Consider the following 14,242-nt stretch of genomic DNA (forward strand, 5'->3'; position numbering starts at 1 on the left):
TTGCCAACCAAGGGGCGATGGAGAGATTTGGTGGTCATTCCATACTGTTACTACAACAACGCCTGACTCCGTATCTTCGGTTCGTCAGGGAAGACACAGGGAATTTCGCCAAAACAGGGGTGGATAATGATTTACGCAAAACCAAATACCGACGGAGCCGTCGTAAACTTTAAGGCGCGTTATGCAAACTACATCGGTGGTGATTGGATTCCGCCAGTCAAGGGACAGTACTTCACGGACACCTCGCCTTGTACAGGTGATCCCATCGCTGAAATCCCGCGCTCAACGTCAGAAGACATCGAGCTCGCGCTGGACGCCGCCCACTCGGCAAAAGCCTCTTGGGGTGCTACCTCGGTCACTGAGCGTGCCAACATCCTGCTTAAAATCGCCGACCGCATCGAAGCCAACCTCGAATATCTGGCCGTGGCAGAGACTTGGGAAAACGGCAAAGCAGTGCGCGAAACCCTTGCCGCTGACATTCCGCTTTGTGTCGACCATTTCCGCTACTTCGCCGGCGCGATTAGGGCGCAAGAGGGCTCTGCGGCTGAAATTGACTCCAATACCGTGGCCTACCATATCCATGAGCCACTTGGTGTAGTCGGTCAAATCATTCCATGGAACTTCCCACTGCTGATGGCGGCATGGAAACTGGCGCCGGCACTGGCTGCAGGTAACTGTATTGTTCTGAAACCTGCTGAGCAAACTCCAACCACCATTCTTCTATTGATGGAAATCATCGGCGATCTGCTGCCACCGGGCGTACTGAATGTCGTCAACGGTATGGGTCCAGAAGCCGGTCAGGCACTAGCTACCTCAGACCGCATTGCGAAAATTGCCTTCACCGGTTCAACCGCGATTGGTAACCATGTACTTCGCTGCGCCGCTGACAACCTGATCCCATCCACGGTTGAGCTGGGCGGTAAGTCGCCAAACATCTACTTCGAAGACGTGATGCAGCAGGAAGACGAGTTCATCAGCAAAGCCGTAGAAGGTTGTGTGCTGGCGTTCTTCAACCAAGGCGAAGTGTGTACTTGTCCTTCACGCCTTCTGGTTCAGGAAAGCATCTACGAAGAGTTTATTGCCAAAGTGATTGAGCGAGCGAAAGCCATCAAACACGGTAACCCGCTGGATACTGAAACTCAGGTGGGTGCGCAGGCTTCTAATGAGCAGTTCGAGAAAATCAAAGGTTACTTCGACATTGGCCGTGCGGAAGGTGCTGAAGTGTTGATTGGTGGTGACGCGGCTGACTTCGGTGGTGGTTACTACATCCAACCAACCATCCTGAAAGGCGAAAACCACATGCGTGTGTTCCAGGAAGAGATCTTCGGTCCGGTTGTGAGCGTGGTGACCTTCAAAGATGAAGCGGAAGCGCTGGCCATTGCCAACGACACAGAATACGGCTTAGGTGCCGGTCTGTGGACCCGCGACATCAACCGTGCTTATCGCGTTGGTCGCGCGATTGAAGCAGGTCGTGTCTGGACTAACTGTTACCACCTTTACCCAGCGCATGCTGCATTCGGTGGCTACAAGAAATCCGGTATCGGCCGTGAAACCCATAAGATGATGCTCGACCATTACCAGCAAACCAAGAACCTGCTGGTGAGCTACGACATCAATCCATTGGGTTTCTTCTAAGTCGAGAACCTAGTTCTTTGTTCTAAGTCCGTTTGTTCGATATCCGCTTGTCCGAAGGCAGTCAATCCTCCCGGTACTGCCTGAGGCGAGAGCTTTTTGCGGGGCATATGCCCCGTTTTTTTCTCTCCAAGCACACGAAGAATGAAGGTGTATCATGCGTTGGCGTAGTGCCCTTATACTGTGGCTGCTTCTCATGTTATTGCCCTTCCTCTCGATGGCTTCCCCTTGGCTGGAAGTGAGCGAGGAAGCAGCGTCATTGTTTCCCAGCGCAACCCGGATGAAAGCTTCGGAAGACGCGCTGCCTGTTACTGAGATCTACCAACTCGACCAACCCATCGGCTATGTGTTTGAAACCGATAACCTCACCAACTTTCCCGGTTTCTCTGGCGATACGATTAACCTGCGTGTAGGGCTTGATACCGAAGGGCGCATTGTGGGGCTGCTATTGCTCGGTCACCACGAACCGATTTTCCTGCACGGCCTTGGCGAAAAGCCGCTGATTGACTTCATCAGCCAATATCAGGGGTTGTCGTTGAAACAACAGGTGCTGGTGGGCAGCGACCAACAACGTATCGCGAGTGATGATATCGCCTACTTTGATGGTGTTACCAAGGCGACCGTGTCAGTGATGGTAGTGCATGACACCATCATCGCAGCGGCAAGGAAAGTGGCGCAGTCGCGGCTTTCCGGGTTCGGCTCAGCGACTCAGGCGATCTTGAATACGGAAAGCTATCGCCCGAAAACCCTAGAAGAACTGCGAAGCGAAGGCCTGCTGTTCCAATGGCAAATGAGGAGTGAAGAAGCTGAGGTTGCCCTTAACTCCTCACCGGGCAGAATTGCCGAGGCGAGAGAAGATAACGCAGACGAAGATGCGCCATTTTTGGATTTTACCTTTGCAGTTCTGAACCCCCCGCTGATAGGAAAAAATCTGCTGGGGGAGGAGGAATACGCCCGCGTTATGGCAACACTGGAGCCGGGTGAAGTGGCAGTGCTGGTGGGCTCTCGCGGTGGCTATCATCATGTGGCGGAAGACTTCGTGGCGGGCACCATTCCCCAGCGCCTGACTTTGAAGCAGGAAGCCAGCCCGCTCGCCCTTCGGGATGCGGATTTGTACCATGCACAACCTCCTGAGTTTTCCGTTGCGCTGACACCATTCGAACGCATCCATATTTTTACCTTTTCAGACCAAAGTGGCTTCGATCCTTCGCTTCCGATCACTGTTGGAATCAATGTTCAGGTGAAAAAGAATTTTCTGGAATCGGAAACAATCGCCGTTTCCACCGATTATTTACTCCCCAAATCGGTGCAAACCCCGGTTGAGCCTCCGGAGAAACCTTTGCCGCTGTGGCAACGTATCTGGCTGGATAGAACGATAGAAATCAGCGTGTTAGCGGTATATCTGGTGTTGCTGACGGGGGCATTTGTATTCCAGCACAGGCTGGCCAAATTTGGCCAATACTTGACGCCAATAAGATTGGTATCTCTCTGTTTTATCGTTCTTTTTATTGGCTTTTATACCCAGGGGCAATTGTCGGTGGTGAACATCTACACTTTGCTGTTATCGCTCTGGCAAGGGTTTGATATCCAAGTCTTTTTACTTGATCCCATGCTGTTTATTCTCTGGAGTTACGTGTTTATCAGCCTTTTTTTATGGGGAAGGGGACTTTTCTGTGGCTGGCTATGCCCGTTTGGCGCCATGCAGGAGCTGGTGGCAGCGGTGGCTGAGAAGCTTCGTATCCGGCAATGGAAGGTCGATGACGTGCTTCATAGCCGATTGATTTACCTGAAATATGGCGTGCTTTTGGTGCTGGTGGGAACGTCCTTTTACAGCCTCTCTTTAGCTGAAACCATGGCCGAAATTGAGCCCTTTAAAACGGCTGTCACCCTGATGTTTGAGCGCAGCGCCCCCTTTGTCATTTATGCGGTTTTACTGCTGCTGATCAGCGCCAAAATCCACAAGGCTTACTGTCGGTATTTGTGTCCTCTTGGAGCGGGTTTAGCAGTGCTTGGAAGGCTCAGGGTCTTCAGCTGGCTGACCCGAAGAAAAGAGTGTGGAAGCCCCTGTCGGCTTTGTGAAAAACACTGTGGGATCAACGCTATCCATAAAGATGGCGCGATAGATTATAACGAGTGTGTACAGTGTTTTGCCTGCCTGGCAATCATCAATGACAACACCCGTTGCGTGGCGGATAAATACGGCAAACGCAGACGTAAAACGAGGACCTCGGGCGAGGCGATTCCAGTTGCCATCTGTGACCCTTTGGTGGGCACTCAACAAGGCCCATCAGAGATATGAAATCAGTGTCTTAGATGAGAGAAATCATCACAAAGTAGGATTGGTAGATCCGGCGCTTATGCTTAGGCTAAATCAGGAGGCAAGTTGTGCCTCGAAGTATCGGTACAAGGAGCGACAGTATGTGGAAGAAACCAAGCTACACAGAACTCAGACTCGGTTTTGAAGTAACCCTTTACATCAGTAACCGTTAAGTAGCTGACAAACGGGATGCACCTTCGCTGATTCACAGAGGTGCATCCCGTTTTTAATTCCCTGCTGTTTGTCGACAGGATAGCAATCGACGAGGTGAATGGATGCAAATTGTTGTATTAGGTTCAGCCGCCGGAGGCGGATTTCCCCAGTGGAATTGTCATTGTCGTATGTGCCAGTCGGTGCGAAACGGTACCAGTCGTGCTGAGCCACGCACCCAATCTTCTATTGCTGTGAGCGATGATGGTGAACATTGGGTGGTGATTAATGCTTCCCCCGATATCCGTCAACAAATCAATGCATCGCCGCAACTCGCGAAAGCAGATGGAGCTAGAGGCTCTGCCATTAGCGCTGTGGTGGTCACAGATGCACAGATTGACCACACGACCGGATTGCTCATTCTTCGCGAAGGATTACCACTCGAGCTTTACTGCACCCCTGAAGTCGCAGAAGAGCTCAGTACCAGCTATCCGATTTTGTCGATGATGAAGCATTGGGAAGGGGGTTACCAAACCTGTACCGTCGATATCCATTCGCAGGAAGGCTGGCGAATTCCTTCTGTGCCGAATCTCGAATTCCATCCGATTTCCCTGTCATCCAATGCGCCGCCTTTTTCGCCTTACCGCAACCGCCCGCGCCCCGGAGACAACATTGGCCTCAAGATTGTCGATACCCGCACTGGTGCCACTCTCTTTTACGCACCCGGTCTGGGCGCGCCGGAAGATGCTGTGCTGGCAGCCATGCGCGATGCCGATTGCGTGATGATGGACGGCACGCTCTGGACGGACGATGAAATGATCCGCGAAGGGCTTGGCACCTCTCTGGGTTCGGAAATGGGCCATCTTTCAGTCTCTGGCGACGACGGCATGTTGGCGCTGATGGAAGACTTTACTAAGCCGCGCAAGGTGCTTATCCATATCAATAATACCAACCCCATTCTGGATCCTGATTCGCCGCAGCATCAGGCGGTGCTGGACGCCGGAGTGGAAATTGCCTTCGACGGCATGACGATTGAGATTTGATTCAGGGAGGCGCCATGGCACAGCCAATGACACGTGATGAATTCCAACAGGCACTGCTCGCCAAAGGGCAGTACTACCACATTCACCATCCCTTCCATCAAGCCATGTATGCGGGCAAGTGCACCAAAGCGCAAATCCGCGCCTGGGTAGCAAACCGCTTTTATTACCAGACCTCTATTCCGGTGAAGGACGCCGCCATTATGGCGAACTGCCGTGACCCAGAAATTCGTCGTGAATGGGTGCAGCGCATCCTCGATCACGACGGTCATAAGAGTCTGGATTGCAAATGGGGTGGAATCGAAGCCTGGTTGCGTTTGGCCGAATCCGTTGGTCTGGATAGACAAGAAGTACTCGATGAAAAATGGGTGCTGCCGGGCGTACGCTTTGCGGTGGATGCGTATGTGAATTTTGCCCGCCGGGCCACCTGGCAGGAGGCAGCCTGCTCATCACTGACCGAGCTGTTCGCACCGGAAATTCACCAGTCGCGCCTCGATTCTTGGCCAAATCACTATGCCTGGATTGACCCGGAGGGGCTGACCTATTTCCGCCAGCGTCTCAGTCAGGCCCGCCGTGATGTGGAGCACGGCTTGTCCATTACACTCGATCATTTCCAGACGGCTGAGCAACAGGCTCAGGCGCTGAATATTCTGCAATTTAAACTCGATATCCTTTGGTCGCTGCTCGATGCCATCAGCATGGCATACGAATTTGAGCGTCCACCTTATGTTGGCATTACCGACAAACCTGTCTGGCACCACGCGCTCGACAGATAACAATTAAAACAAAGAAGGGAGGCGACATGAACAGCGATACCGTCTATCAGCGTAACAGCATGTTCCGTATGCAGTTTGAAAAAGCGCAGGACTGCCACGTACTGCTCTACCCAGAAGGAATGGTGAAATTGAGCGAAAGCGCCGCTGAGATTCTGATGCAGTTTGACGCACCAAGCTCAATTGAGGCAGTGATCTCACGTCTGGAAGAAAAGTTTCCTGGAGTGGATTTGGCTGATGATGTGAACGAGTTCGTGGAGGTCGCCCGTGACAAAAAATGGCTCGAAGCCTGTTAATCCGCCGCTCTGGCTGTTGGCGGAGCTGACCTATCGCTGCCCGCTGCATTGCGCCTATTGTGCCAACCCGCTGAATCTCGGCGATCCGGACGACGAGTTGTCTACCGATGACTGGTTCCGCGTGCTGGAAGAAGGTCGGGAGCTGGGTGCGGTTCAGCTTGGCTTTTCCGGTGGCGAACCTTTGATGCGCAAAGATTTGGAACAATTGGTCGCCCACGCCAAAGGGCTGGGCTACTACACCAACCTGATCACCTCTGCGGTCGGACTCAATGAGAAGCGGATTCTCGCACTGAAAGAAGCAGGGCTTGATCATATCCAAATCAGTTTTCAGTCGGCCGACCCGGATTTAAGCGATGCGATAGCCGGGAAGCGTCACGCTTTCGAGCACAAAAAAAACATGTTCAAAGCCGTCAAAGACAACGGTTTTCCCATGGTAATGAACGTGGTGATCACCCGCCAGAACATTGACTCAATTGAAGCGATTATGGCGCTTGCGATTGAGCTGGAAGCGGACTTCGTTGAGCTGGCCACCTCGCAATATTATGGCTGGGCGCTGCATAACCGCGATGCGCTGCTGCCATCCCAATCCCAGATTGAAGAAGCCGAAGCTAAGGTGAACGCGCTTCGCGACAGTCAAAACGGCGTGGGACCCAAATTCATCTTCGTCACGCCGGATTACCATGAATCCCGTCCCAAGCCTTGCATGAGCGGTTGGGGGAACATTTTCCTCAACATTGCGCCGGATGGGAAAGCACTGCCTTGCCACAGTGCGGCGATGTTGGATTTGCCTCATCCAAACGTGAAGGAACACTCACTTTCCTACATTTGGAATGAATCAGAGAGCTTTAATCACTTCCGCGGATTTGACTGGATGCGGGAACCTTGCCGAAGCTGTAATGAGAAGGAAAAAGACTTTGGTGGTTGTCGTTGTCAGGCCATGTTGCTGACCGGAGACCCGACCAATGCCGATCCTGTTTGCAGTAAATCTCCGCATCATCATGTGATTGAGGAAGCTGTGGCGAAAGCCAATCAGGGTTGTCACAGCGCCGCCTTGGCGAGAACCGTGAAGAACAGCCAGATGATTCTGTCCGTCAAACCTTGATGTTTGATGAATAAAGTGAGTAAGGAGCCGCAATGGCGAAACCGCATCCTGCTGCGCCGGACTGGCTGCTGTTGCCGCCAGATGAACAGCAACTGGAAACAGGCTGGGTCGGGTATCGTCATGTCAGCGGCGCCTTGCATTGGCATCATGCTGCCTCAGAAGAAGACAGATTAAGCGCCGCGATTGTGTTTCCAACCCCCGTGGATGATGACAGCGGGATAACTCATGCACTCGAACACATGGTGCTTCGCGGTTCCGCCCGCTATCCCGAGCCGGATACTTTCCTGACCCTTCGTGCAGAACTGGCCTTGCTCGAATTTAACGCCACCACCCAGAAAGAAAGCACCCGATTTCACCTGACCGGATATGACCCACACTCAGTGCTGCGGGGCATCGGGTTCATGGCGGACTCTGTGTTGGCACCGCAGTTAGCGGATGATGATTTTGACGATGAAATCGTGCGGGAGAGTGGCGATAACTTTGAAGGAGCACTGTATCGGGAGCTTGGCGAGTACATGCGCCATGAGCGTTTCCAACAATCTACAGAACAGGCGGCAATGAGTGAGCCCCGAGCGCCGCTTTATGGCGGCATGCCAGAAACCGTGCCGCTGTTGGGCATCAATGATCTTCGCCGCTATCACAACCATTACTATCGGCCGGAATCTATGGTGATCCTCACCTCTGGCAACTGGCCCATGGTGGCGCTTTGGCGGCAAATCTCTAAATCCCTCAGCAACGTTGGAAAGCCACTGCCGACGGATGTACCTGAGTTATCGCTTCAGGCTAATGTGGCTTCAGAAAATCATGCTTTCGTTGAAACACTTTCCTATTCGCCCCATTGGGCGGCGGCGCTTTACCCAACGCTTTGCTCGCTGAGAAACCAGCAAATAATGAAAGCGCACGGTGCAGCGCTTTTGCCGCTGATCACCGATTTTCAGCCGGTGCCAGCATTACGTTTTAGGTTGGATGACAATGCCGATCTCGAAGCGCTACATCGCCATGTTGAAGAGGTGGCAAAGCGCATGCCTTCACGGCGTGTTAACTGGCAATCCGGCTATTTCTCCCTGCAACAGGGACGGGACATGGTGCGTCGCTGGGGAGATGGACTGCAGCGTCTCTACCATGATTTTTCGGTGACGCCATTTGCTCCGCCTTTCCTCAAAGGCGATGTCAGTGAACCGCTGCTCGAAGATACGCAGCTTTCTATAGCCAATGCCGAATGGCTTTCGCCTTGCAAACCATTAACGCGGATGGCGATCCTCTGTCGCTGTAACGCGCGTGATGAGGACACCAAAGCATCGCTGGAACGCTGGCTTATCCTTTGCCAACAGCGCACTTTGCGCTGGGCCTGGATGCAGGGCCAGCCTGTATTGGGCAGTATGGGGGAATGGCATTGTGCCAATGCACTGGTGCTCGGATATACAGTGGACCTGCCCCTTGAGCAGGTTAATACGCTTCGTCATTTCTGGCATAACCACTTAAGCGCGGATGAAATCAATGTGCTGGACGGCGAATGGCAGCACACCCAAAATGGCATTGAGTTTTACGTCACGCAAAGCACACCGGTCTTTCGTGCTGGTAGCATCATGGCGAGTCATAAAGACGAAGAGGGCGCCATGCACGTGACGCTTTCGTTTCCTCACACCGTGGAAGCGGGAGACATTGCGACCTTTGGTCAGGCAGTGATGGCAAGTGAGATGGTGAAAAAGCGCCGTCTCGGCGGGCGTTGCTACAGCTTTGGGGTGTCGATTGATTTGATGACTTACGAGCTTGCTTTCGATACGGTGGCAGACAGCGATCCCAGTGTCAGTTTTGTCGCTTTGCTCAATGCGATGGAAGGGCTGACAAAGCCTATGGAAAATAGTGAGTTGGAAAAGCGCTGTCAGGGTGGATTAGGGCTGGTGTCAGCCCGTTACCGGAAATCCCATGCCCGCTTCCACACCGCGCTACTGGGCACGGTTGGACAGCCAAGCGCTGTGGATTTCACTGTCGTCACACCCACCAGTCTGGCCGACATTGCCACTAATGTACTAACCGCGCTTAAACATCCCACCGTGCACTGATGCCTTGAGTGTCAGCGCTTCAGATATCGGTCAAAGTCGATATTGGTGACTCCGACAACGGCCTGGATTCGGTTGTGTACACCAAGCTTTTTCAAAATCGCCGAGACGTGCGACTTCACCGTGGTTTCGGAGATATTCAGATCGTAGGCAATCTGCTTATTCGCTGCGCCCTGTGCCATGGACTTCAACACCAGTAATTGGCGACGTGTGAGGGTATGGAGCATTTCTGGCGAGAATTGCGGCTCTTCTTTACGTCGATGCGAGCCTTCACTCTCTCCTTCAGCACGGATGATATCGGCAGGCAAATACACATGCCCATCCAGGATCTGCTCGAACGCTTCCCGCATTTTTTCGCGGGGGGCGCTTTTAGCGATAAACCCGACTGCGCCATAGGCGATGGTTTGCAGAATAATTTGTTTGTTGGTTTCGGCGGAAATAATGGCAACGGGGATGGTGGGGTGTTGGTTTCGAAGCTCAAGCAACCCTTTTAGCCCTGCCATGCCGGGCATGTTCAGATCTAGGAGGATAAGGTCAAGATCCGGGTTTTCTTCAGCCACATCCAGTGTACGTTCAATGTCTTCAGACTGCAGGATTTCACACTCTTCGAAACGTCCGCGTATCACCGCAATTAAGGCATCGCGAAACAGCGGGTGGTCGTCTGCAACGAGAAATTTGTACATGATTCAATCCTTTTTAATACTGCAAACACCGTCATCCCAACGGGTGTCACATCAAAAATGACCCTTTAAGGCGTCACTAAAATAGCCACTTTGTCCCTAAGGTATTGCGTGCTATTCAGTGTAGTGACCCTGATTCCATTTGTGTTGGTCGAGGTGTCACAATCTTGAAACTTTTGACATGCAAAGTTTGCAATTTTGTAAATATCCTTCCTAAGTATGACGTTACTCCGACCTGCGAGCGATTAAACTTAAGTCATATGCCCAGCGATCAATAGGCATGCTAAGTTGTCTTAAAAGTGAGCAGGAGAGCCCATGGCAGCACTTCAACCTTCCGCACAACACCGTGCGATATTCAGCGCGGCGACATATCAGCTTGACGCCACCAAAGCGGCGCGTGAGCTGGCGATGCAGCTTGATGATGAAGATATCGGCTTTGTGCTTTTCTTCTGCTCCGCCGCGTATGATTTGGAGGCACTTGGTCGCGAGATGAATCAAGCCTTCTCAAATTGCGAAGTGATGGGCTGTACCACGGCGGGCGAATTGATGCCGTCCGGCTATGCCAAGAGCAGCATCAGTGCGCTGGGCTTTTCGCAGCGTGACTTCAAGGTCAGTGGGCAGCGGGTTTCACTCGACGGGTTTGACCTGCAATCTGCGCAGCTTTGCGTTAGTGATTTGATGGATGCCTGCCAGCAAGATCTCAAAGCGCCGATCAATACCAATACTTTCGTCTTAACCCTGATTGATGGTCTCTCACCGAACGAAGAGCGTTTTCTGGTGACCTTGGATACCGCCCTTGGCCGGTTGCCGCATTTCGGCGGTTCAGCTGGGGATGACATCAATCTCGCCAATACCCATGTCTACAGCGACGGGGCGTTTCACAGCGAATCTGCGATAGTGGTGATGTTCAACACCCACTGTCCGTTTGAAGTCTTTACCACCCACCATATTGAAAGTCTGGATAGCAAACTGGTCGTGACCGACGCTGACTGTACTGCCCGCCGGGTGCATGAATTCAATGCTGAGCCTGCTGCCGAAGTCTATGCCCGTGAAGCGGGAATCTCGCTGGAAGATTTGCGTCCTGAAATCTATGCCCTTCATCCGCTAGCTGTACTGATCGGCGACCAGTATTACGTCCGCTCTATCCAGAAAGTGAACGAGGATTTGAGTCTCGATTTCTACTGTGCAGTCGACGATGGGATTGTGGTGACAGCCATGCGTCCCGGCGATTTGTTTGCCGATATGGAGGCCAAACTCTCCGCGATTCAGTCCCGTATTGGCGAGCCGGAACTTACACTGGCCTGTGACTGCTTCCTGCGCCGTCTGGAGATTGAACAGAAGATGATGCGCGACAAAGCCAAGATGATGTTCCGCCGATTCAGTTTCGTTGGCTTTAACACCTATGGTGAGCAGCTCAATGGTATTCACATGAACCAGACACTGACAGGGGTGATGATTGGCAAACCGCCTGCTCATCCGCCGGAAATGCCGGTGACGGTCGACCTTAAGGCGGGGTAGTCAGTGGCTGAAAAGGATTTGTCGCTCGAACAGCAACTCGCCGCGCTAAAGGAAGAAAACGCGCGCCAGAAGAAAATGATTGATGCGCTGGTTAAAAGGGTTGAGCAAGGTGGTAGCGGCCAGGTCGATGCCTGGGGCGCATTTCAGCATTCTGTGGTGCTCGCCGATCAGGTGCGCGAGAAAACCGAAGAGCTCAATCATGCACTTCACTCGATTGAATCCACCAACCGCCAGCTGACGCAGGCGAACCAACATGCTGAGCAAGCGCATCAGCGTTTCATCGATGCCATTGAATCTATCTCAGATGGCTTTGCCCTTTATGATCCCAACCGCGAGTTGGTGTATTCAAACAGCCGCTTCCAACGTTATTGGCAGGATAATGCTATTTCGCTCAATACACCGTCTTTAACGCCAGAGAAAATCCAGCAACTGGCTAAAGACCGCGGTTTGATTGTGCGTGAGGTCGCGGGCAACCGAAATGGTCATACCCTGAAACTGCAAAACGGCCGCTGGCTGCAAATCAAAGAACGGGAAACCAGTGATGGCGGCGTGGTGATGCTCTATTCGGACATTACCCAGCTAAAACTGGCAGAAACTGCCCGTTTTGAAGCGGCCATGGCAGAGAAAAGCCGTATTCTGCAGAACATGGTGGATAACCTTTCTCAAGGTGTCTTGATGGTCAGCAAGTCCGGCGAAGTGCAGGTGTTTAACCAGCGTTTTCTCGACATGAGTGGCTTTGAACAGTCCCGCTTGATTGGCGCGTTAATTGAACCGCTGGCAGAAGAATCGCCGCTGACCCTGTGGCGGATTGGCCGCGGGGGAATTCGTCCACCTGAAGGTATTCGTGTCCAGACCCTGAATGATGGCCGCGTCATAGAAGTGCGCAGTCATGCGATGGACGATCAGGGCTACGTCAACACCTACACTGACATCACCCAACGCTATTTGGATGCCAAAGAGCTGCGTGAAACCGAGCAATGGCTGCGCTTGATCACCGATAACGTGCCCGCACTGATTGCCTATGTGGGCGATGATCTTCACTACCAGTTCACCAACCGCGCTTACGACGAATGGTATGGCTTTCCGCGGGGGCAGCTCATTGGCAAGCACATATCCGTCTCACGCCGCTCTTCGACCTTTGAGGCGTTGCGCCCTTATGTCGAGCGTGCGCTGGATGGGGAATCTGTGGTGTTTGAAATTGAGGAGTATAACGCCTCCGGTGAAGCGCGTTACGTGGTAAAAAGCTATGTGCCGAATCAGGCATCCAACGGCAAAATCACCGGACTGTTTGTGCTCAATTGGGACATTACTGAACGCAAGCAAAATGCCGAAGAGCTTGAGCAAGCTTACCAGACCATGGAACACCGAGTTCAGGAGCGGACGGCGCAGCTGCAAACCTTGAACGACCAGCTTCAGGATGAAGTGGAAGAGCGCCGGGTGATTCAGGAACGCTTGCTGGAAACCAAGAAAGAAGCAGAGCGGGCGAACCTCTCCAAAACAAAATTCCTTGCTGCCATCAGCCATGATTTGCTGCAACCCTTAAATGCGGCGCAACTCTATCTGGGTTCTCTACTCAGTCACCGTATGTCGCCATCCGCGAGAAAACTGGTGAGTTCACTGGCGCACTCGCTGGAAGATGTGGAATCCCTCATCACCACGCTGGTGGATATCTCCAAGCTGGATGCCGGGGTGGTTCGAGCTGACAAGCAATCTTTCCCTGTGAGCGATCTGCTCGATAACATCGCAGATGATTTCAGCCATGCGGCGGAAGGTACCCGTGTGGAAGTGCGCTATGTGCATAGTTCAGCCTATGTCTACACCGACTCTCAATTACTGGCGCGGATTATCCGTAACCTGATGACCAATGCCATTCGTTATACACCGAGAGGGAAGATTCTCCTTGGCAGTCGCCGGTGCAAAGAGGGGCTTCGCATCGAAGTGCTGGACACTGGTGTTGGTATTCCAGAAGACAAGAAGAATGAGATTTTTCAGGAATTCAAACGCTTAACCGCTAAGCAGGATGAAAGCCATACCCAGCTTGGTCTGGGGCTGGCGATTGTCGACAAGATTGCCAGCGTGCTTGGGCATACGGTAACGGTCGATTCTGTACCGGGTGAAGGCTCTCGTTTTTCTGTGCTGGTGCCTTATGGCAGACCGGAGACACAAAGTATCCGTAACGTCGAATCCTTGGTTTCAGATAACAGTGTGGTACTGCAGGGCGCAAGGGTTTGGGTGATTGATAACGACCCGAATATCTGCCGTGCGATGGAAGAATTACTGCAACGTTGGGGTTGTGAAGTGACCTGCGCGGGTTCCCTTGAAGAGCTGCAAATCAGCTGCGACACAGTGCAGAGCCCTGTGGAGCTGTTGATTGCTGATTACCACCTCGATAATGACATGACTGGATTAGCGCTGGCGAAATCCATCAACCAGCAACGTATGCAGAAAGTACCGACGGTGATTGTGACTGCGAACCGCAGCGAAGAGCTTCAACATCAGGCGCGAGATTGCGGTTATTTGGTGATGCACAAACCTGTTTCGCCAATGCGTCTGAAAATGACCATGGTGCACCTCCTCACAGGCGATCAGGCAGATCCCATTCCTGCGAGAGTGGGAGCGTCTCACAATCGATAGATCCCGCTGTGGCACATCGTACGGCGCGGGTCTATGCTTT

11 protein-coding genes are annotated in these 14,242 nt (G+C 52.6%); 10 read left to right on the forward strand and 1 reads right to left on the reverse strand.

The genetic code is table 11. From position 1 onward, the window contains the following. Window positions 1-126: 126 nt before the first annotated feature. From exaC to D515_RS14160, 8 genes are all read left to right on the forward strand, one after another. The gene (exaC, locus tag D515_RS14130; RefSeq protein ID WP_002539459.1) at window positions 127-1,635 is read left to right on the forward strand and encodes an acetaldehyde dehydrogenase ExaC; all 1,509 of its coding nucleotides are present in this window, start codon (window positions 127-129) and stop codon (window positions 1,633-1,635) included. Between the two features lie 154 nt (window positions 1,636-1,789). Beyond that, a complete protein-coding gene (locus tag D515_RS14135) occupies window positions 1,790-3,931 on the forward strand; it encodes a NosR/NirI family protein (RefSeq protein WP_039850124.1) in 2,142 nt (713 codons plus the stop codon). A 119-nt stretch (window positions 3,932-4,050) separates the two neighbouring features. After that, window positions 4,051-4,122, forward strand: coding sequence for a pyrroloquinoline quinone precursor peptide PqqA (pqqA, locus tag D515_RS25345; RefSeq protein WP_081796241.1), 72 nt, complete (start codon window positions 4,051-4,053; stop codon window positions 4,120-4,122). 102 nt (window positions 4,123-4,224) lie between these two features. Beyond that, the gene (pqqB, locus tag D515_RS14140) at window positions 4,225-5,142 is read left to right on the forward strand and encodes a pyrroloquinoline quinone biosynthesis protein PqqB (protein ID WP_039850125.1); all 918 of its coding nucleotides are present in this window, start codon (window positions 4,225-4,227) and stop codon (window positions 5,140-5,142) included. Between the two features lie 14 nt (window positions 5,143-5,156). After that, window positions 5,157-5,915, forward strand: coding sequence for a pyrroloquinoline-quinone synthase PqqC (pqqC, locus tag D515_RS14145; RefSeq protein ID WP_002539464.1), 759 nt, complete (start codon window positions 5,157-5,159; stop codon window positions 5,913-5,915). Between the two features lie 26 nt (window positions 5,916-5,941). After that, the gene (gene pqqD, locus D515_RS14150; protein WP_002539466.1) at window positions 5,942-6,208 is read left to right on the forward strand and encodes a pyrroloquinoline quinone biosynthesis peptide chaperone PqqD; all 267 of its coding nucleotides are present in this window, start codon (window positions 5,942-5,944) and stop codon (window positions 6,206-6,208) included. Beyond that, the gene (gene pqqE, locus D515_RS14155) at window positions 6,180-7,310 is read left to right on the forward strand and encodes a pyrroloquinoline quinone biosynthesis protein PqqE (RefSeq protein WP_002539467.1); all 1,131 of its coding nucleotides are present in this window, start codon (window positions 6,180-6,182) and stop codon (window positions 7,308-7,310) included. The genes pqqD and pqqE overlap by 29 nt, the downstream gene beginning before the upstream one ends. Window positions 7,311-7,342: 32 nt before the next feature. Beyond that, complete coding sequence (locus tag D515_RS14160; protein WP_002539468.1) at window positions 7,343-9,373, forward strand: insulinase family protein; 2,031 nt, start codon at window positions 7,343-7,345, stop codon at window positions 9,371-9,373. Between the two features lie 11 nt (window positions 9,374-9,384). Here D515_RS14160 and D515_RS14165 read toward each other — a convergent pair whose 3' ends face one another. Continuing rightward, window positions 9,385-10,053: a response regulator gene (locus tag D515_RS14165; RefSeq protein ID WP_002539469.1), complete on the reverse strand. Its 669-nt coding sequence runs from the start codon at window positions 10,051-10,053 to the stop codon at window positions 9,385-9,387. Window positions 10,054-10,365: 312 nt separating this feature from the next. Here D515_RS14165 and nosP point away from each other — a divergent pair, with 312 nt between their 5' ends. Continuing rightward, window positions 10,366-11,568: a nitric oxide-sensing protein NosP gene (gene nosP / locus D515_RS14170; RefSeq protein ID WP_002539470.1), complete on the forward strand. Its 1,203-nt coding sequence runs from the start codon at window positions 10,366-10,368 to the stop codon at window positions 11,566-11,568. 3 nt (window positions 11,569-11,571) lie between these two features. Further along, window positions 11,572-14,202, forward strand: a complete 2,631-nt coding sequence (locus D515_RS14175; RefSeq protein ID WP_002539471.1) for a NahK/ErcS family hybrid sensor histidine kinase/response regulator — start codon at window positions 11,572-11,574, stop codon at window positions 14,200-14,202. Window positions 14,203-14,242 lie beyond the last annotated feature (40 nt).

It is taken from the genome of Grimontia indica (genome assembly GCF_000333895.2).
GTDB lineage: Bacteria > Pseudomonadota > Gammaproteobacteria > Enterobacterales > Vibrionaceae > Enterovibrio > Enterovibrio indicus.

Excerpts from the sequence above, each read along its gene's own strand:
- pqqB (WP_039850125.1), top strand. The coding sequence starts at position 4,225 with ATGCAAATTGTTGTATTAGGTTCAGCCGCCGGAGGCGGATTTCCCCAG.
- nosP (WP_002539470.1), top strand. The coding sequence starts at position 10,366 with ATGGCAGCACTTCAACCTTCCGCACAACACCGTGCGATATTCAGCGCG.
- D515_RS14135 (WP_039850124.1), top strand. The coding sequence starts at position 1,790 with ATGCGTTGGCGTAGTGCCCTTATACTGTGGCTGCTTCTCATGTTATTG.
- pqqC (WP_002539464.1), top strand. The coding sequence starts at position 5,157 with ATGGCACAGCCAATGACACGTGATGAATTCCAACAGGCACTGCTCGCC.
- D515_RS14160 (WP_002539468.1), top strand. The coding sequence starts at position 7,343 with ATGGCGAAACCGCATCCTGCTGCGCCGGACTGGCTGCTGTTGCCGCCA.
- D515_RS14165 (WP_002539469.1), bottom strand. The coding sequence starts at position 10,053 with ATGTACAAATTTCTCGTTGCAGACGACCACCCGCTGTTTCGCGATGCC.
- pqqD (WP_002539466.1), top strand. The coding sequence starts at position 5,942 with ATGAACAGCGATACCGTCTATCAGCGTAACAGCATGTTCCGTATGCAG.
- exaC (WP_002539459.1), top strand. The coding sequence starts at position 127 with ATGATTTACGCAAAACCAAATACCGACGGAGCCGTCGTAAACTTTAAG.